Raw genomic sequence first — 15,428 nt, forward strand, 5'->3', positions numbered from 1 at the left:
TTGCAATTACCTGGGTGAAAGGGATGTGAAATGCCAGCATTTTCATGTGCTGCACCGGCGGGAAACAAAAAAAGCGGCCCGAAGGCCGCCTTTTCCAGCACCGCTACAGCAGGATCAGAATTCGTGATCCGCAGTGTCCGGGTTCAGGTTGGCAATACCCAGCTTGCCCGCGGCCTGCTCGATCGAGCCGGTCTGCTTGACCAGGGCGGCGATGGCGTCACGCACGATCTGGTTGCCGGCAGCGTTGTCGGCGGCGATCAGCTGGTCGTAGTGCTCGCCTTTGAGGGCGTGGTCGACGATCACCTGGATCTTGGCTTCGGTGGCTTCCAGGTCGGCCTTGAGGGTGGCGTCGGTAGCCGGGTCAACCTTGGCGACCAGCGACGACAGGCTCGGGCCGCTTACCTTGGTGCCGTCCGGGCGGGTGTACTCGCCCAGGTAGACGTTGCGGATGCCCTTGGCGTCGTAGAAGTGCGAGTAGTGGGTGTTGTCGCTGAAGCAGTCTTGCTCGTCTTCCGGCGAGTTGGCTTCCAGCGAAACCTTCATGCGTTCGCCAGCCAGTTCGCCCAGCGACAGGCTGCCCATGCCGAACAGCATCTTGCGCAGGCCGTCGTTGACCGGCTCGGCTTCCAGCTTGGCGCGGTAGTTGTCGGCGACGTTCGGTGCCCAGTTGCCAACCATCTCTTCGAGGTCGCTGACCAACAGGTCGGTCACCGCTTTCAGGTAGGCGCGACGGCGGTCGTTGTGGCCGCCGGTAGCGCCCTGGCCTTCCAGGTAGTCGGATGCCGGACGGTTGCCAGCGCCTGGGCCGGTGCCGTTCAGGTCCTGGCCCCAGAGCAGGAACTCGATGGCGTGGTAGCCGGTGGCAACGTTGGCTTCGGAGCCAGCCAGCTCGTTCAGGCTGGCCAGTTTCTCAGGCGTGATGTCCTTGACGTCGACCTTCTCTTCGCCCACCTGGATCTCGGTATTGGCGATGATGTTGGCGCCGGCGGCCGGGTTGCCCAGGGCGTGCTCGTAGCTCTTGTCGACGTAGTCGATCAGGCCTTCGTCCAGGGGCCAGGCGTTCACCTGGCCTTCCCAGTCGTCGATGATGGTGTTGCCGAAGCGGAACGCTTCGCTCTGCAGGTACGGTACGCGCGCGGCGAACCAGGCTTCCTTGGCGGCCTTCAGGGTTTCGTCGTTGGGCTTGGCCAGGAAGGCGTCGATGGCGGTCTGCAGCGTCTTGGCGGTGCTCAGCGAGTCGCTGTACACGGCGTAGACCATCTCGGTGTAATGCTTGACCACGGCTTTGCCGGCGGCTTCGTCGACAGCCCCTGGCGCAGCAGCGGTGGTGCTGGCGGCAGCAGGTGCCTGGGCTTGCGGCGCGGCGGCTTTTTCGTCCTTGCCTTCGCCGCAACCGGCGAGGGCGATGGCAATGGCCAGCAGACTGGCGGAGGCCAGAGGCATTCGAATCATTATTGGTTTTCCTGCGTCGTGTGGTTGGACCAAGGGGTGGACCGTGCGCCGTGGCACGCGAAACCGCAACATCATGCGAAAGATTTGCATTTGCTGTAAAGGGGCGGGCACGCAATTCATGTAAATCCCAGTCACGGCCTGTAACCGAACGACAGGGCTCAGAACATCGAAACCTGGTTGCGCTGCGCCTGCTTCAGGAAGTGGGTCAGCTCGCGGGCTGACAGCGGCTTGCTGTAGTGGTAACCCTGGCCCTCGTGGCAGCCCTGGGCAACGATGTAGGTTTCCTGCTCGGCGGTTTCCACGCCCTCGGCGATTACCTGCATCCCCAGGCTCTTGCCCAGCTGGATGATGGCGCGAACGATGGTGGCGTCGTCATCGTCGTCGAGCAGGTCCTGGACGAAGCTCTTGTCGATCTTGATCTTGTCCAGCGGCAGCGACTTCAGGTAGCTGAGCGATGAGTAGCCGGTGCCGAAGTCATCGATGGCAATCAGTGCCCCGGAGCGGCGCAGGCTCAGCAGGTGCTGGGCGGCGGTGCTGATGTCTTCCATCAAGCCGGTTTCGGTGACTTCCAGCTCCAGGCTGCGTGGCGGCAGGCGATAGGCCTGCAGCAGGTTGTTGACCACCCGTGGCAGCTCGCTGTGGTGCAGTTGCACGGTGGACAGGTTGACCGCCATGCGCAGGTCACTGAAGCCCTGGTCGTGCCATTCGCGCAATTGTCGGCATGCTTGGTCGAGCACCCATTCGCCGATGCCGATGATGCTGCCGTTCTGTTCGGCCAGGGGGATGAACTGGTCGGGTGGCACCATGCCCAGCTCGGGGTGCTGCCAGCGCAGCAGCGCCTCCACGCCGACCACGCGGTGGTCGCGGTAGCTGATCTGGGGTTGGTACACCAGGTACAGCTGGTTGCGTGGCAGGGCTTCACGCAGGTCCTTTTCCAGTTCGCGGCGGCGGCGCATCTCACTGTCGACGCTGGCGATGTAGAACTGGTAGCGGTTGCGCGAGCGGGCCTTGGCCAGGGTCATGGTCTGTTCGGCTTTTTGCAGCAGTTTCTCGGTGCTGTCGCCGTCTTCGGGGAACAGGGTGATGCCGATGGTCGCGCGCAGGCGGATCTGCTGGTGGTGGTCGAGGTCGAACGGCACTTCCAGGTCGTCGAGGATGCTTTGCGCCAGCTCGGCCGCTTCGTAGGGCTGCTCGATATTGGCCTGCACCAGGGCGAACTGGTCGCCGCCCAACCGCGCCAGGGCGCCCAGGCGGCCGCTGTGGGCGCGCAAACGGTCGGCCAGGGCCAGCAGCAACTGGTCACCGACCTGGTAGCTGAACTGCTCGTTGATGCCCTTGAAGTCGTCCAGGCCCACGCACAGCACCGCCACACGGTGCTGCAGGCGGCCGCCGTCGACGAGGATCTTGTCCAGTTGCTGCTGCAATTGCTGGCGGTTGGGCAGGCCGGTTAGGAAGTCGTACTGGGCCATGCGCTGCAGGCTGTTTTCTGCCTCGTGACGCAGGTGGGTGTTGCGCTCGATCGAGGCCAGCAACTGGTTGGCGGTGTTCACCCACAGGCCCAGCTCGTTCTTCTCGTGGCCTTTGAGCAGCGGTAGCTGGTGCTGGCTGGGGCGGTCGGGGTTGATCTGGGTGAGGTGCTCGATGATCTTCGACAGCGGTTTGGTCAGCAGCCAGTGGTAGACCAGGTACAGCACCAGGCCCATGGCCAGGGCCCGCAACACGCCGGATATGAAGATGATCACCGCGTTGATCAGGAAGTCTTCACCGTAGGACGAGGTGTCCAGGGTAATGCTGAGGTCGCCGTAGTATTCGCTGTAGGGGCCGCGGCCGACCAGTTGCGTGGTGTAGGTGCGTTCCTGGCCGAGGATCAGGTCGGTGAGCCAGCGCATGGACATGTCCTGCAACGGACGGGACTTTTCTGCCAGCATGGTTTCGTTGGGATGGCCAATGGAGGCCATGCGCACCGATTCGTCCTGGAACAGGCCTTCCATCACCTGCATGCCCATTTCGCGGTCGAGGCTGTACACCGCCTGGGTCGAAGGGTCGCGGAACATGTCGAGGATGCGCTGGGCATCGTTGTTCACGGCCTGGCGGGTCTTGTAGGTGTCATAGACGATTTGCGCACAGCTGAGCACGACGCCGACCGCCAGCGCCGACAGCAGCACGACCCTGAGCAACTTGACCGACAAGCTGTTCCGCAATTCCAGCTTCAATGGGGTTTCCTTAATCCATGCGCATGGCATCATTTTGCCATCAACGATGACGATACACTATCGGCCGATCATGAGCAGTGTATCGGTTGCCTGACCCCGCAACTTGAGTGCGCTGTATCAATCTTCCAGAGGTTTGATGTTAGCGCGCTATGCGGGCTGAGCAAGCAAAACCGTGCCGGCCTTTTCGCGGGCATGCCGTTCCCACGGAGATAGCATCACGTTCCCGAGCTGTGGGAGCGGGCGTGCCCGCGAAGAGGCCCGCACAGGCACAAAAAAACCCGGCACTGGGCCGGGTTTTCGGGTCAAGGCTGAATGACTCAGGCCTTGAAGGTCTTGCCTTCGAACTGCTCGGCAACGAAGGCCCAGTTGACCAGGTTCCAGAACGCCTCGACGTACTTCGGACGCAGGTTGCGGTAGTCGATGTAGTAGGCGTGTTCCCAGACGTCGCAGGTCAGCAGCGGGGTGTCGCCGCTGGTCAGCGGGCAGCCGGCGCCGATGGTGCTGGCCAGGGCCAGGGAACCGTCAGCTTTCTTCACCAGCCAGCCCCAGCCGGAACCGAAGGTGCCAACCGAAGTCTTGGTGAACTCTTCCTTGAACTTGTCGAAGGAACCGAAAGCGGCGTTGATGGCGTCAGCCAGGGCACCGGTCGGCTGGCCGCCGCCGTTTGGCGACAGGCAGTTCCAGTAGAAGGTGTGGTTCCAGACTTGAGCGGCGTTGTTGAAGATGCCGCCCGAAGAGCTCTTGACGATCTCTTCCAGGGTCTTGCCTTCGAATTCGGTGCCTGGGACCAGGTTGTTCAGGTTCACGACATAGGTGTTGTGGTGCTTGTCGTGGTGAAACTCCAGGGTTTCCTTGGAGATGTGCGGCTGCAGGGCATCGTGGGCGTACGGCAGCGGCGGCAATTCAAAAGCCATGGTGGATCTCCTGATTCAGGTCTAGTTCGCGGTTTGCGCAGGGCCGATCACGGGCGGCCCTATGAGCGTCGGCGAGTTTGTACTCTTTGCGACGCAAGGGCTGGATCATAGCACCAGCCCCGGCGCATAACCACGCAACAAAGATAGGGAATAGAGGTTCCAGAGCGGTTGGGATGTGCCGACCGGTGGTGTTCGTCGTAGCCCTTGTGTTGCCTGGGAGATCGAGCGCCGCGCGGGCGGCGCTCGATCTCCCAGACGACAAAGATGTTGTGGCAAGCCCAGGTCAGTTGAAGATCAACTGCGCCGCCACCGCGAACATCATCACCGCCACCATCAGGTCGAGCATGCGCCAGGTCGCCGGCCGCGCCAGCCACGGGGCCAGCCAGGCAGCGCCAATCGCCAGGGTCGAGAACCACAGCAGCGAAGCACTGGCTGCACCGGCCACATAGGCCCCGGGCGCAGTCTGCTGGGCGCCCAGCGAGCCGATCAGCAGCACGGTGTCGAGGTACACGTGCGGGTTCAGCAGGGTCACCGCCAGGGCGCTGAGCAGCACGGCACGGCGTGAGCGGGCGCCTTGGCCTTGCTGGTGTTGCAGGCTTTGCTTGGAGCAGGCGCTGCGCAGGGCCTTGGCGCCGTACCAGATCAGGAACACCGCGCCGCCCCAGCGGGCCACCGCGAGCAAGGTCGGGTTGTGCGCCAGCACGGTGGCCAGGCCAAACACCCCGGCAGCCACCAGGATGGCGTCGCAGACGATGCACAGCGCTGCCACCGGCAGGTGATGCTCACGGCGCAGGCTTTGGGCGAGGACGAAGGCGTTCTGCGCGCCGATGGCCATGATCAGGCCGAAGGCCACCAGCATGCCGTTGAGGTAGCTTTGCCACATGGCGGGGCTCTCCAGAAAAGGTCATAAAAGATGCTGGTTATTGTGCTGTTCGGCGCTGTATAAGAAAAACAAATAAAGCTGATCAGTCATTAGGGAAATCGATGTTCGACTACAAACTGCTGGCCGCCCTCGCGGCGGTGATCGAACAAGGTGGTTTCGAGCGTGCGGCGCAGGTGCTGGGCTTGTCGCAATCGGCCATTTCCCAGCGCATCAAGCTGCTCGAAGCGCGGGTCGGGCAGCCGGTACTGGTGCGTGCCACGCCGCCTAGCCCGACCGAAGTCGGCCGCCAGTTGCTCAACCATGTGCAGCAGGTGCGCCTGCTTGAGCGGGACTTGCAGCGCCAGGTGCCGGCGCTGGACGAAGAGGGCATGCCGGAGCGCCTGCGCATCGCCCTCAACGCCGATAGCCTGGCCACCTGGTGGGCCGGTGCGGTGGGCAATTTCTGTGCGCAGCAGAACGTGCTGACCGACCTGGTGGTAGAGGACCAGGAAGTGGGCCTCAAACGCATGCGTGCCGGCGAAGTGGCGGCCTGCCTTTGTGGCAGTGAGCGACCGGTAGCGGGGGCACGCAGCCTACTACTGGGGGCCATGCGCTACCGCGCGTTGGCCAGCCCTGGGTTCATGGCCCGGCATTTCCCCCAGGGTTTTGTCGCCAGCCGCCTGGCCCGTACCCCGGCGATCGTGTACGGCCCGGACGACTTCCTGCAGCACCGCTACCTGGCATCGCTGGGCATCGAGGACGGTTTCCTGCATCACCTGTGCCCGTCCTCCGAAGGCTTCCTGCGCATGACCGAAGCCGGGTTGGGCTGGGGCCTGGTGCCCGAACTGCAGGCGCGCGAGCAACTGGCCAGCGGGCAATTGGTGGAAATCTGCAGCGATACCCCTATCGATGTGCCGCTGTACTGGCATCATTGGCGCAATGGCGGGCAACTGCTCGCGCAACTGACTGACCACCTGCGGCACACCGCACGGCATTGGCTGGTGCCCTTGTAGCCATGGCTGGCGTCAGTTGCATCTGAAATCTGGCAAGACGGAGTGTTACATGCGAATTCTGGTCACCGGCGCGAGTGGCTTCATTGGTGGGCGCTTTGCGCGTTTCGCCCTGGAGCAAGGCCTGGACGTGCGCGTCAGCGGCCGCCGTGCCGAAGGGGTCGAGCACCTGGTCAAGCGCGGTGCGCAGTTCATCCCCGGCGACCTGGGGGATGCCGAACTGGCCAGGCGTTTGTGCCAGGGCGTCGAGGCCGTGGTGCATTGTGCCGGTGCGGTGGGCAGTTGGGGGCGTTATCAGGATTTCTACCAGGGCAACGTGGTGGTTACCGAGAACGTGGTCGAGGGCTGCCTGAAAGAACATGTACGGCGCCTGGTGCACCTGTCTTCGCCGTCGATCTATTTCAACGGCCATTCGCGCTTGGACATCCGTGAAGATCAGGTGCCGCGTCGCTTCCACGACCACTACGGGCAAACCAAGCACCTGGCCGAGCAGAAAGTGTTCGGCGCCCAGGAGTTCGGCCTCGAAGTGCTGGCGCTGCGCCCGCGCTTCGTCACCGGCGCCGGCGATGCCAGCATTTTCCCGCGGTTGATGCAGATGCAGCGCAAAGGCCGTGTGGCGATCATCGGCAATGGCTTGAACAAGGTCGATTTCACCAGCGTGCACAACCTCAACGAGGCATTGCTCAGTGCGCTGTTCGCCGACGATCGGGCGCTGGGCCAGGCTTACAACATCAGCAACGGCCAGCCGCTGCCGCTGTGGGACGTGGTCAACTATGTGATGCGTCAGATGCAGCTGCCACAGGTTACCCGCTACCGCTCCTACGGCCTGGCCTACAGCTTGGCCGCGCTGAACGAGGCGGCCTGCATGCTGTGGCCAGGGCGCCCGCAACCGACCTTGTCGCGCCTGGGGATGCAGGTGATGAGCCGTGATTTCACCCTGGATATCAGCCGCGCCCGGCAATACCTGGACTACCAGCCCAAGGTCAGCCTGTGGACGGCGCTGGATGAATTCTGTGGCTGGTGGAAGCATTTGCCGCCGGGGCATTGAGCCCTCCGGCGGACATTGGTCATCAATGCACCGCGCTGGCGGTTTATACTCGTGCCTCTTTGCGACTACCGCGGTTGAATGTATCCATGCGTAACCATGCTCACGATGACTACGATGACGTGCCTACCTTGCGGGCGGGCACCGTTGATGATGACGAACTGATGCCGGCGCACGTAGTGCGCAGCCGCCAGAAAGCCGCCCGTGGTGCCAGCACGGCGCCGTTGTGGGCGTTGCTGGGTGCTTCCTTCATCGCGTTGGCAGGGTTGGGCTGGTGGAGCTTCCAGCAAATTTCGCTGATGGAGCAGCAACTGGTGGCCACTCAGGAGAGTTTTGCCCGTATCAGTGAAGAAGCGGCCGGGCGCTTGCAAGCCATCAGCGGCAAGGTGGATGCCAGTGAGTCAGGCGCTACCACCAGCAGTGAGGCATTGAAGCTGCAACTGCGCCAGTTGCAGAAAGGCGTGGCGGGGCAGACCGGCGACCTGGGCAAGCGCTTGGAGCAGGTGCTGGCCGATACGCGTGAACAGCAGAAGGCCGTGACCGAGCTGCAAGGCCAGTTGCAGGCACAGTTGAAGCTGGTGAATGGCGAACTGGCCGCGCTGCGTTCGGGCCAGGTTGATGGTGGCAAGCTGGATACCCAGTTCAAGGGCTTGAACGAGCAGGTTGCCGCGCTGAAGGCCGCGCAGGTGGATGGCGGCAAGCTGGACGGGCAGCTCAAGAGCCTGGGGAGCGATGTGGCGGCCTTGAAGAAACAGGGCAACCCGAGCGCCGCTATCCAGAGCCTGGAGCAGGACATGCTGGTGTTGAAGAGCCAGATCGACAACCGCCCGGCTGCGGCGGCGCCCAGTGGTGCTTCGGTGCAGGAGTTCGATGCTTTCCGGGCGCAGATGACCCGCAACATGAATACCTTGCAGAGCCAGATCCAGAACCTGCAACAGCAGATCAATGCCCGGCCTTGAGATTACCTGAGCCTTCTTCGCGGGCATGCCCGCTCCCACAGAGTCTCCACAGCCTTCAGGCTTGACGATATCCCTGTGGGAGCGGGCGTGCCCGCGAATGGCGGTCAATCACAACCGCGGATAATCGATGTAGCCCACCGGCCCCTTGCCATAGAAGGTCTCCGGCCGCGCTTCGTTCAACGGCGCATCCGCCGCCAGCCGTGCCGGCAGGTCGGGGTTGGCGATGAACGGCACGCCAAACGCCACCGCATCGGCCTTGCCGCTGGCTAACGCCGCGTTGGCACTGGCCTTGTCGAAGCGCTCGTTGACGATGTATGGGCCACCGAATGCCTCTTTGATCAGCGGGCCAATGCTGTCATCGGCTTCGCGTTCCCGCGAGCAGATGAAGGCAATGCCGCGCTTGCCCAGTTCGCGAGCCACATAAGTGAAGGTTTCGGCGCGGTCGGCGTCGCCCATGTCATGGGCGTCGGCACGCGGCGCCAGGTGCACGCCCACGCGGTTCGCGCCCCACACTTCAATCGCCGCATCGGTCACTTCCAGCAGCAGGCGCGCGCGGTTTTCCAGCGAGCCGCCGTAACGGTCGGTGCGCTGGTTGGTGCTGCTTTGCAGGAACTGGTCGAGCAGGTAACCATTGGCGCCGTGGATTTCCACGCCATCGAAACCGGCAGCCTTGGCGTTTTCCGCACCGCTGCGGTAGGCCTCGACGATGTCGCTGATTTCTTCGGTTTCCAGCGCGCGCGGGGTGGGGTAATCACTTAGCGGCCGCACCAGGCTCACATGGCCCTTGGGCTGGATCGCGCTGGGCGCCACTGGCAGTTCGCCATTGAGGTAGCTGGGGTGGGAGATACGGCCCACGTGCCACAGCTGCAGGAAGATGCGCCCGCCCGCGGCATGCACGGCCTTGGTCACATTGTTCCAGCCACGTACTTGTTCATCGTTCCAGATGCCGGGGGTATCCGGGTAGCCGACGCCCATGGCGCTGACCGAGGTTGCTTCGCTGAGAATCAGCCCGGCGCTGGCCCGCTGTACGTAGTACTCGGCCATCAGCGCATTGGGCACGCGGCCTTCATCGGCGCGGCAGCGGGTGAGCGGGGCCATGATGATGCGGTTGGGCAGTTGCAGGTCGCCCAGGGTAATCGGATCGAAAAGCGTGGTCATAGCGGTTACCTGCCTTGTCAAAGTGCTTGGCGCAGTTGTTCGAGGAACGCCTGGATGGTGGCTTCGTCGCGTTTGAAGAAGTGCCATTGGCCAATCTTCTGGCTGCTGATCAGCCCGGCGCGCTGCAAGGTGGCCAGGTGGGCTGAAACGGTCGACTGCGACAGGCCGCAGCGTTGATCGATCTGCCCGGCGCACACACCGTTTTCGGTGCTGTGGTACTGGTCGGGGAACTGGGTTGCCGGGTCTTTCAGCCAGCTGAGAATTTCTCGCCTGACCGGATGGGCCAGTGCTTTTATGATTTCGTCGAGATCGAGTGGCATGGTTTGAGGCTCGTTGTAGCGGCATATCGCGATAGGGCGAAATGTAAATCGCTGAAATCCGATATACAAATACCAAGACGTTCTGAACTGAGTGCGAATCGATATATCGCGTTATAACGATATACGCAGCGACGGTGCTAGACTGCGCTCATGAATTACCTCGCACACTTGCACCTGGGCGGCCCGGCGCCGCAACAACTGCTTGGCAGCCTGTATGGCGACTTTGTCAAAGGCTCGCTGGAAGGGCGCTTTCCGCCCGCGCTGGAGGCGGCCATCCGGCTGCACCGGCATATCGACAGCTACACCGACCAGCATCCGTTGGTGCTGGCGGCGCTGGCGCGCTTTCCGCGTGAGCGGCGGCGTTTTGCCGGGATTGTCCTGGATGTGTTTTTCGACCACTGCCTGGCGCGGCATTGGCGTGATTATGCCGAGCAGCCGTTGGCGCAGTTCACTGGGGCGTTTTACCGGGTGCTGCTGGCGGAGCCAGAACTGCCGGGGCGGCTGGCGCGGATTGCGCCGTTCATGGCAGCGGACGACTGGCTGGGGGCCTATGGCGATTTCGCCACGTTGGAGCAGGTGTTCAATGGCATTGCCCGGCGCTTGTCGCGGCCAGAAGGGATGACCGGGGTGATGGGCGAACTGGAGCGGTTGTATGAGCCGCTGATGGCGGACTTCCGCGAGTTCTATCCACAGCTACAGGCGTTTGCGACGGCGCAGCGGATGTCTGGCAGTTAGTTTTGTATTGGCCTCTTCGCGGGCTTGCCCGCTCCCACAGGGTTTGGGAGCGGGTCAGCCAGCGAAGAGGCCGGTACTTGCGATGCAGAAAATCAGGCAGCCCGCGCCTGCCGCCGTGGCACCAGCTCAACTTCTTCAACCCCGAACAACGCCAGGTGAATTGCCTGCTGCGCCTGCAACGCCAGCACCGCACGTTCCTTGCCCACGCTGCCAATCGGCTGCAGCAGGTGAATGCACACCTCGCCTCGCGGCTGGGCAAACAGGCGCATCAGGTGCGATACCAGGTCGTCATCACCGACGAACGGCGCAACCGGGTCGATCTGGCCATCGCGCAAATACTGGATAGCCACCGGCTGCACCGCCACACCTCGGTCGATGGCACCTGCCAGCAGGCGACCATGGAACGTGCGCAAGGTACGGCCGCTGGTGGTGGTGCCTTCGGGGAAAATCAGCAACGGCCGGGCCAGGCCCAGTTGCCCGGCGATCTGTTCGCGCAGGCGCTGGCTGTCGCCACCGCCACGGCGAATGAACAGCGTGCCGGCCTTATCCGCCAGCCAGCCGGCCACCGGCCAGTGGCGGACTTCGGCCTTGGACAGGAACGACAACGGCAGCAACATGCCGAGCAGCGGGATGTCGGTCCAGGAAACATGGTTGCTGACCCACAGCATCGGCCGCTGTGGCAGCTCGCCCACCACCCGCACGTCGAAGGGCAGGGCGGCGACCAGGCGCTTCATGAACAGGCAGGTCCAACGCTGGCGACGCTCGATCGGTGCCTTGAAGCCCAGGCGCTCGCCCAGGGCAATCACGCTGGCCATCAGCATGCCCAGCGCCAGTACCAGCAGCAGTCGAGCCAGGCGGGCCAGTACCCGCAGCCTAGGCATCAGACCGCCGCCTTGAAGTGGCGGGCGTAGCGCGGGCACAGCTCGTCGCGCTTGAGCAGGATGAACACGTCAGCCACCTGGAAGTCCTCGTCCCAGCACGGCTCGCCGCAAATCTTCGCCCCCAGGCGCATGTAGGCCTTGAGCAGTGGTGGCATTTCGGCGATGACGTTAGTGGGCAGGGCCAGCTTCGGCAGCGGGTTCTTCGGCTCGGCACGCAGGTGCTCGGTGCACAGGTAGCGGTCACGCAGGCGTTGCATCACCGCATGGGCCTGCACGCCGCCGTCCTGCATGGGGATGCTGGCGCAGCCCATCAGGTAGCTGTAGCGGCCCTCGTTGAGCACCTCGGCCAGTTCACCCCACAGCACGGCGATGGTGCCGCCGTTGCGGTAGTCGGGGGCCACGCAGGTACGGCCCAGTTCGAGGATCGGGCCTTGCAGCTGCAACAGGCCGTGCAGGCTGAACTCTTCTTCGCTGTAGAAGCGGCCCAGGCTGCTGGCGGCCTGGTGGTCGAGCAGGCGGGTGGTGGCAACCAGCTCGCCAGTGCTCAGGTCACGCACACCAATGTGGCGGCAGTGCACATCGTAGTCGTCCATGTCCAGGCCCTGCTCGGCGCCTTTGAGCTTGGCCTTGAATTCTGCGCTGAACACCTTGTAGCGCAGGGCCTGGGCTTCTTGCAGCGCCGCCACGCCAACCAGGCGTTCGGCTTGCAGACGGCGTTCGGTGCTGTTGTCGCCTGAGTGAGCGATCCGAGTCATTACGAGTCTCCATAAGCCAGCCATGAAGGGTTGCGGCCGGTCGGCTTTGTTGTGCAAAGTCAGCCTAGGTAGACCCGGTGTCACCCCTGTGAATCTTTGGTGATGCTTGCGTGACACACCCTGAGGCTCAATCGAAAGCCCCCAGCAAGGAGCTGCTCCATGGCCTGGTTGCAACGACTCAACGATCCGCTTCGCCATGCGTTGGCGGGCACCCTGGGCGAAACCTATGCCGCGCTGATCGAGCGCCTCGGCCCGGTTGCCCCGTTCGAACTGGCGGCACTGGGCGGGCGCGCGATGGCCACCCCGGGCCTGGCTTTTCTGGTGGGTTACCAAGCCGCCTTGCGGGTGTTGTGGCCCAGCGCACCGCCCAGCCTTGGCGCCTTGTGTGCCACCGAGCGGCGCAGCGTACGGCCGGCGGACATGCGCACGCGCCTGGACGGCTTGCGGCTGACGGGCAGCAAGGACTTCGTGACCGCGGGCCTGGAGGCCGAGTGGTTGTTGGTGGCGGCACGCTGCGAAACGGCTGGCGCGGCGCCGCAACTGAACCTGGCGGTGGTCTACCCCGGAGAGCCAGGGGTGACGCTGGAGTCGCTGCCGACCCTGCCACTGATGCCGGAAGTGGGCCATGGCCGATTGCTGCTGGAGCAGGCTGCGTGCGAGTTGCTGGCCGGGGACGGCTGGGATGCCTACGTGAAGCCGTTCCGTTCGTTGGAGGACTTGTATGTGCTCACCGCGTTGACCGCCTGGTTGTATGGCGTGGGGCAGGAGTGCGCCTGGCCGCAGGCATTGCGCCTGCAATTGCTTGGGCTGCTGGCCGGGTGTGCCGAGGGTAGCCGGCAGTGTGCCGATAGCGTGGGATGCCATTTGCTGCTGGGTGGGTTGTTTGCGCAGTTCCAGGCGTTGCGCGGGGCGATCGATGCGGCGTTGGCGGCGGGGCCTGCGCATTGGGCGCAGATCTGGCAGCGGGACCAGGGGGTGATGGCGCTGGCTGCGGCGGCGCGGGAGAAGCGGCTGAACAAAGCTTGGGCGGCTGCCGGATTGTCATGAACGGCTGATAGTTTTAGGTGGTTTCTGAATCCTGGGGCCGCTTTGCGGCCCCAACAAAAGTGAGCCTGTATAGGGATGTTGAAAGGTCTGCTGGTTCTTTTTTGCATGGCCATGGCACCTGCCTGGGCTGAAGACTGGCCCGACCCTGAGTGGCAGAGCGACCCTGCCACCTTCGATTGGCAAGCCGTCGACGCCTACGCTTTCCCCACACGCCTCACCCCCGAGCGCAGCGGCATCCGCACCGACGCCCTGCTGATCATCCGCGACGGCCGTATCCTCCACGAGCGCTACGCAGCCCCCACCACCGCTGCCACCGCGCACCTGACCTGGTCGGTGAGCAAGAGCGTACTGGCCACGCTGCTGGGCGTGGCCCAAGGCGAAGGCCGCTTCCAGTTGCAAGACCCGGTCAGCCGCTTCTACCCACCCATGCGCGCCCACCCAGGCGTGCGCATGGCCGACCTGCTGCACTGGGCCAGTGGCCTCGACTGGCAAGAAGACTACGAGTACGCCCCGTTGAAGTCCTCAGTGGTGGCCATGTTGTATACCCGTGGCCGCAAGGACATGGCGGCCTACACGGCGGCGCGGGATACGGCGGCCAGCCCCGGCCAGCGGTTTCTCTACTCCAGCGGCGACAGCAACCTGCTGGCCGCAGCGCTGCGCGGCATGCTCGACGCCGGGCAGTACCCCGAGTACCCCTGGCACGCACTGTTCACCCCCTTGGGTATCGGCAGCGCGGTGTGGGAGCGCGACCGGGCAGGCACCTACGTGGGCTCTTCCTATCTGTACCTCAGTGCCCGCGACCTGGCCCGTATCGGCCTGCTGATGCAACGTGACGGGCGCTGGCGGGGCCAACAACTGCTACCCAAGGCCTGGGTAGCCTTCAACCGCACAGCGTTTTCCCAGGCCCAAGCGCTGCCCGGCGAGGCCAACCCCGGTGGCCATTGGTGGCTCAACCAGCCGCTACCCGGCGCCGATCGGCCGTGGCCGAGTGCTCCCGCAGATACCTTCGCCGCCCTTGGCCACTGGGGCCAGGCGTTATACGTGCTGCCTGAGCAAAAACTGGTAATCGTGCGTTACGCCGATGATCGCGACGGCAGCTATCAGCACGACGAACTGCTCAAGCGGGTGCTGGCGGCCTTGGCCGGGGAGGGGACATGAAGCGGTTGTTGCTGCTGGTGCTGGCGGGACTGATGTACTGGGCCTGGCACGAGCGTCACGCGCTGGCGGACTTCCCCGGGATTCTCTCGGCCTACTCGGCCAAGGAATATTGCTCGTGCCGCTTTGTCATGGGCTTCGATCAGGCGTACTGCCAAGGCTACGTGAAGCAGTGGCTGCCGCTGAGCCTGCTGGAGGAAAACAGCCAGCAGCGACAAGTGACCGCCGAGGGCCTGGGGCGGCGCAACCAGGCCGCCTGGCAAGGCTCGCGCGAGGGCTGCCGCTTGCTGCCATGAAGGCGGGCGGGTAAGGTTGGCGGCCTGGTTTCACGAGATCTGTCATGTTCAAGCTGCCCCGTCTGCTACCCGCCTTGTTGCTGGCTTTTTGCCTGCCCGCCCATGCCAATTGGCACCTCGATGGCGAATCTTCACGCCTGTCGTTCATTACCGGCAAGAACGGCGATACCGCCGAAGTGCATCGCTTTCTGGTGTTGCACGGCACGGTAGACCGCAAGGGGGCGGCAGCGCTGAGCATCGAGATGGACTCGGTGAGCAGCGGTATCCCGCTGCGTGACGAGCAGATGCGCGACAAGCTGTTCGAGGTTGAGCGCTTCGCCGAGGCCTCGGTGAAGGCGCAGATCGATCTGCGGCCGATCAATGACCTGGCCGACGGTGCGCAGATCGAGTTGCGCCTGCCGCTGACGGTCACCCTGCATGGCCAGTCGCACAGCTACAACGCCCTGTTGCTGGCCACTCGACTGGATGCGCGGCGTTTCCAGGTCGTGACCCTCGAGCCGCTGGTATTGCGCGCCGAGGATTTCGGCTTGCTGCCGGGGCTGGAAAACCTGCGCAAGTTTGCCAAATTGAAATCCATCAACCCGTCGGTACCGGTTAGCGCGGTGCTGATCTTCACCGCTCGCTGA

Annotated in this window: 16 protein-coding genes; 8 read left to right on the forward strand and 8 right to left on the reverse strand. The window is 63.8% G+C overall.

Features of this window, described 5'->3' with window-relative positions:
- Nucleotides 1-114: 114 nt before the first annotated feature.
- The 4 genes from ACNFBR_RS11865 to ACNFBR_RS11880 all read right to left on the reverse strand — a co-directional run bounded on the left by ACNFBR_RS11865 (nucleotide 115) and on the right by ACNFBR_RS11880 (nucleotide 5,462).
- Nucleotides 115-1,452 carry an imelysin family protein gene (locus ACNFBR_RS11865; protein ID WP_416735076.1) on the reverse strand — a complete coding sequence of 446 codons (1,338 nt, stop codon included), beginning with the start codon at nucleotides 1,450-1,452 and terminating at the stop codon, nucleotides 115-117.
- A 158-nt stretch (nucleotides 1,453-1,610) separates the two neighbouring features.
- The gene (locus ACNFBR_RS11870) at nucleotides 1,611-3,665 is read right to left on the reverse strand and encodes a putative bifunctional diguanylate cyclase/phosphodiesterase (RefSeq protein WP_416735077.1); all 2,055 of its coding nucleotides are present in this window, start codon (nucleotides 3,663-3,665) and stop codon (nucleotides 1,611-1,613) included.
- 317 nt (nucleotides 3,666-3,982) lie between these two features.
- Nucleotides 3,983-4,579 carry a superoxide dismutase gene (locus tag ACNFBR_RS11875; protein WP_416735078.1) on the reverse strand — a complete coding sequence of 199 codons (597 nt, stop codon included), beginning with the start codon at nucleotides 4,577-4,579 and terminating at the stop codon, nucleotides 3,983-3,985.
- Between the two features lie 283 nt (nucleotides 4,580-4,862).
- Nucleotides 4,863-5,462 (reverse strand): LysE/ArgO family amino acid transporter, encoded by a 600-nt coding sequence (locus ACNFBR_RS11880; RefSeq protein ID WP_416735079.1) that lies wholly within the window; start codon nucleotides 5,460-5,462, stop codon nucleotides 4,863-4,865.
- Nucleotides 5,463-5,563: 101 nt separating this feature from the next.
- On the opposite strand from ACNFBR_RS11880, the gene ACNFBR_RS11885 reads away from it, so the two are divergent.
- The 3 genes from ACNFBR_RS11885 (at nucleotide 5,564) to ACNFBR_RS11895 (ending at nucleotide 8,455) form a co-directional block, all read left to right on the forward strand.
- The gene (locus tag ACNFBR_RS11885) at nucleotides 5,564-6,454 is read left to right on the forward strand and encodes a LysR family transcriptional regulator ArgP (RefSeq protein WP_416735080.1); all 891 of its coding nucleotides are present in this window, start codon (nucleotides 5,564-5,566) and stop codon (nucleotides 6,452-6,454) included.
- 49 nt (nucleotides 6,455-6,503) lie between these two features.
- Nucleotides 6,504-7,499: an NAD-dependent epimerase/dehydratase family protein gene (locus ACNFBR_RS11890; protein WP_416735081.1), complete on the forward strand. Its 996-nt coding sequence runs from the start codon at nucleotides 6,504-6,506 to the stop codon at nucleotides 7,497-7,499.
- A gap of 86 nt (nucleotides 7,500-7,585) precedes the next feature.
- The gene (locus tag ACNFBR_RS11895) at nucleotides 7,586-8,455 is read left to right on the forward strand and encodes an ATPase (RefSeq protein WP_416735082.1); all 870 of its coding nucleotides are present in this window, start codon (nucleotides 7,586-7,588) and stop codon (nucleotides 8,453-8,455) included.
- A gap of 108 nt (nucleotides 8,456-8,563) precedes the next feature.
- On the opposite strand, the gene ACNFBR_RS11900 is transcribed toward ACNFBR_RS11895, so the two are convergent.
- Nucleotides 8,564-9,613, reverse strand: coding sequence for an alkene reductase (locus tag ACNFBR_RS11900; RefSeq protein WP_416735083.1), 1,050 nt, complete (start codon nucleotides 9,611-9,613; stop codon nucleotides 8,564-8,566).
- 17 nt (nucleotides 9,614-9,630) lie between these two features.
- Nucleotides 9,631-9,933 (reverse strand): ArsR/SmtB family transcription factor, encoded by a 303-nt coding sequence (locus tag ACNFBR_RS11905; RefSeq protein ID WP_003255178.1) that lies wholly within the window; start codon nucleotides 9,931-9,933, stop codon nucleotides 9,631-9,633.
- 150 nt (nucleotides 9,934-10,083) lie between these two features.
- Between ACNFBR_RS11905 and ACNFBR_RS11910 the strand changes: the two genes are divergently transcribed.
- A complete protein-coding gene (locus ACNFBR_RS11910) occupies nucleotides 10,084-10,668 on the forward strand; it encodes an ACP phosphodiesterase (RefSeq protein WP_416735084.1) in 585 nt (194 codons plus the stop codon).
- A gap of 92 nt (nucleotides 10,669-10,760) precedes the next feature.
- Here ACNFBR_RS11910 and ACNFBR_RS11915 read toward each other — a convergent pair whose 3' ends face one another.
- Together ACNFBR_RS11915 and olsB are read right to left on the reverse strand one after the other, a co-directional pair.
- On the reverse strand, nucleotides 10,761-11,549 hold the full coding sequence (locus tag ACNFBR_RS11915; protein ID WP_416735085.1) for a lysophospholipid acyltransferase family protein: 789 nt from the start codon (nucleotides 11,547-11,549) through the stop codon (nucleotides 10,761-10,763).
- Complete coding sequence (gene olsB, locus ACNFBR_RS11920; protein ID WP_416735086.1) at nucleotides 11,549-12,304, reverse strand: L-ornithine N(alpha)-acyltransferase; 756 nt, start codon at nucleotides 12,302-12,304, stop codon at nucleotides 11,549-11,551. The genes ACNFBR_RS11915 and olsB overlap by 1 nt, the downstream gene beginning before the upstream one ends.
- Before the next feature lie 159 nt (nucleotides 12,305-12,463).
- On the opposite strand from olsB, the gene ACNFBR_RS11925 reads away from it, so the two are divergent.
- From ACNFBR_RS11925 to ACNFBR_RS11940, 4 genes are all read left to right on the forward strand, one after another.
- On the forward strand, nucleotides 12,464-13,351 hold the full coding sequence (locus ACNFBR_RS11925) for an acyl-CoA dehydrogenase (RefSeq protein WP_416735087.1): 888 nt from the start codon (nucleotides 12,464-12,466) through the stop codon (nucleotides 13,349-13,351).
- 75 nt (nucleotides 13,352-13,426) lie between these two features.
- Nucleotides 13,427-14,509, forward strand: a complete 1,083-nt coding sequence (locus ACNFBR_RS11930) for a serine hydrolase domain-containing protein (protein ID WP_416735088.1) — start codon at nucleotides 13,427-13,429, stop codon at nucleotides 14,507-14,509.
- On the forward strand, nucleotides 14,506-14,802 hold the full coding sequence (locus tag ACNFBR_RS11935) for an amidase (RefSeq protein WP_416735089.1): 297 nt from the start codon (nucleotides 14,506-14,508) through the stop codon (nucleotides 14,800-14,802). The genes ACNFBR_RS11930 and ACNFBR_RS11935 overlap by 4 nt, the downstream gene beginning before the upstream one ends.
- 44 nt (nucleotides 14,803-14,846) lie before the next feature.
- The gene (locus ACNFBR_RS11940) at nucleotides 14,847-15,428 is read left to right on the forward strand and encodes a YceI family protein (protein WP_416735090.1); all 582 of its coding nucleotides are present in this window, start codon (nucleotides 14,847-14,849) and stop codon (nucleotides 15,426-15,428) included.

It is taken from the genome of Pseudomonas sp. NY11955, assembly GCF_048068035.1.
In the GTDB taxonomy this organism is placed as follows: domain Bacteria; phylum Pseudomonadota; class Gammaproteobacteria; order Pseudomonadales; family Pseudomonadaceae; genus Aquipseudomonas.

Coding starts and splice junctions, on each gene's coding strand:
- ACNFBR_RS11930 (WP_416735088.1), top strand. CDS start 13,427: ATGTTGAAAGGTCTGCTGGTTCTTTTTTGCATGGCCATGGCACCTGCC.
- ACNFBR_RS11880 (WP_416735079.1), bottom strand. CDS start 5,462: ATGTGGCAAAGCTACCTCAACGGCATGCTGGTGGCCTTCGGCCTGATC.
- ACNFBR_RS11925 (WP_416735087.1), top strand. CDS start 12,464: ATGGCCTGGTTGCAACGACTCAACGATCCGCTTCGCCATGCGTTGGCG.
- ACNFBR_RS11875 (WP_416735078.1), bottom strand. CDS start 4,579: ATGGCTTTTGAATTGCCGCCGCTGCCGTACGCCCACGATGCCCTGCAG.
- ACNFBR_RS11935 (WP_416735089.1), top strand. CDS start 14,506: ATGAAGCGGTTGTTGCTGCTGGTGCTGGCGGGACTGATGTACTGGGCC.
- ACNFBR_RS11910 (WP_416735084.1), top strand. CDS start 10,084: ATGAATTACCTCGCACACTTGCACCTGGGCGGCCCGGCGCCGCAACAA.
- ACNFBR_RS11905 (WP_003255178.1), bottom strand. CDS start 9,933: ATGCCACTCGATCTCGACGAAATCATAAAAGCACTGGCCCATCCGGTC.
- ACNFBR_RS11885 (WP_416735080.1), top strand. CDS start 5,564: ATGTTCGACTACAAACTGCTGGCCGCCCTCGCGGCGGTGATCGAACAA.
- ACNFBR_RS11915 (WP_416735085.1), bottom strand. CDS start 11,549: ATGCCTAGGCTGCGGGTACTGGCCCGCCTGGCTCGACTGCTGCTGGTA.
- ACNFBR_RS11895 (WP_416735082.1), top strand. CDS start 7,586: ATGCGTAACCATGCTCACGATGACTACGATGACGTGCCTACCTTGCGG.
- ACNFBR_RS11865 (WP_416735076.1), bottom strand. CDS start 1,452: ATGATTCGAATGCCTCTGGCCTCCGCCAGTCTGCTGGCCATTGCCATC.
- ACNFBR_RS11890 (WP_416735081.1), top strand. CDS start 6,504: ATGCGAATTCTGGTCACCGGCGCGAGTGGCTTCATTGGTGGGCGCTTT.
- ACNFBR_RS11900 (WP_416735083.1), bottom strand. CDS start 9,613: ATGACCACGCTTTTCGATCCGATTACCCTGGGCGACCTGCAACTGCCC.
- ACNFBR_RS11940 (WP_416735090.1), top strand. CDS start 14,847: ATGTTCAAGCTGCCCCGTCTGCTACCCGCCTTGTTGCTGGCTTTTTGC.
- olsB (WP_416735086.1), bottom strand. CDS start 12,304: ATGACTCGGATCGCTCACTCAGGCGACAACAGCACCGAACGCCGTCTG.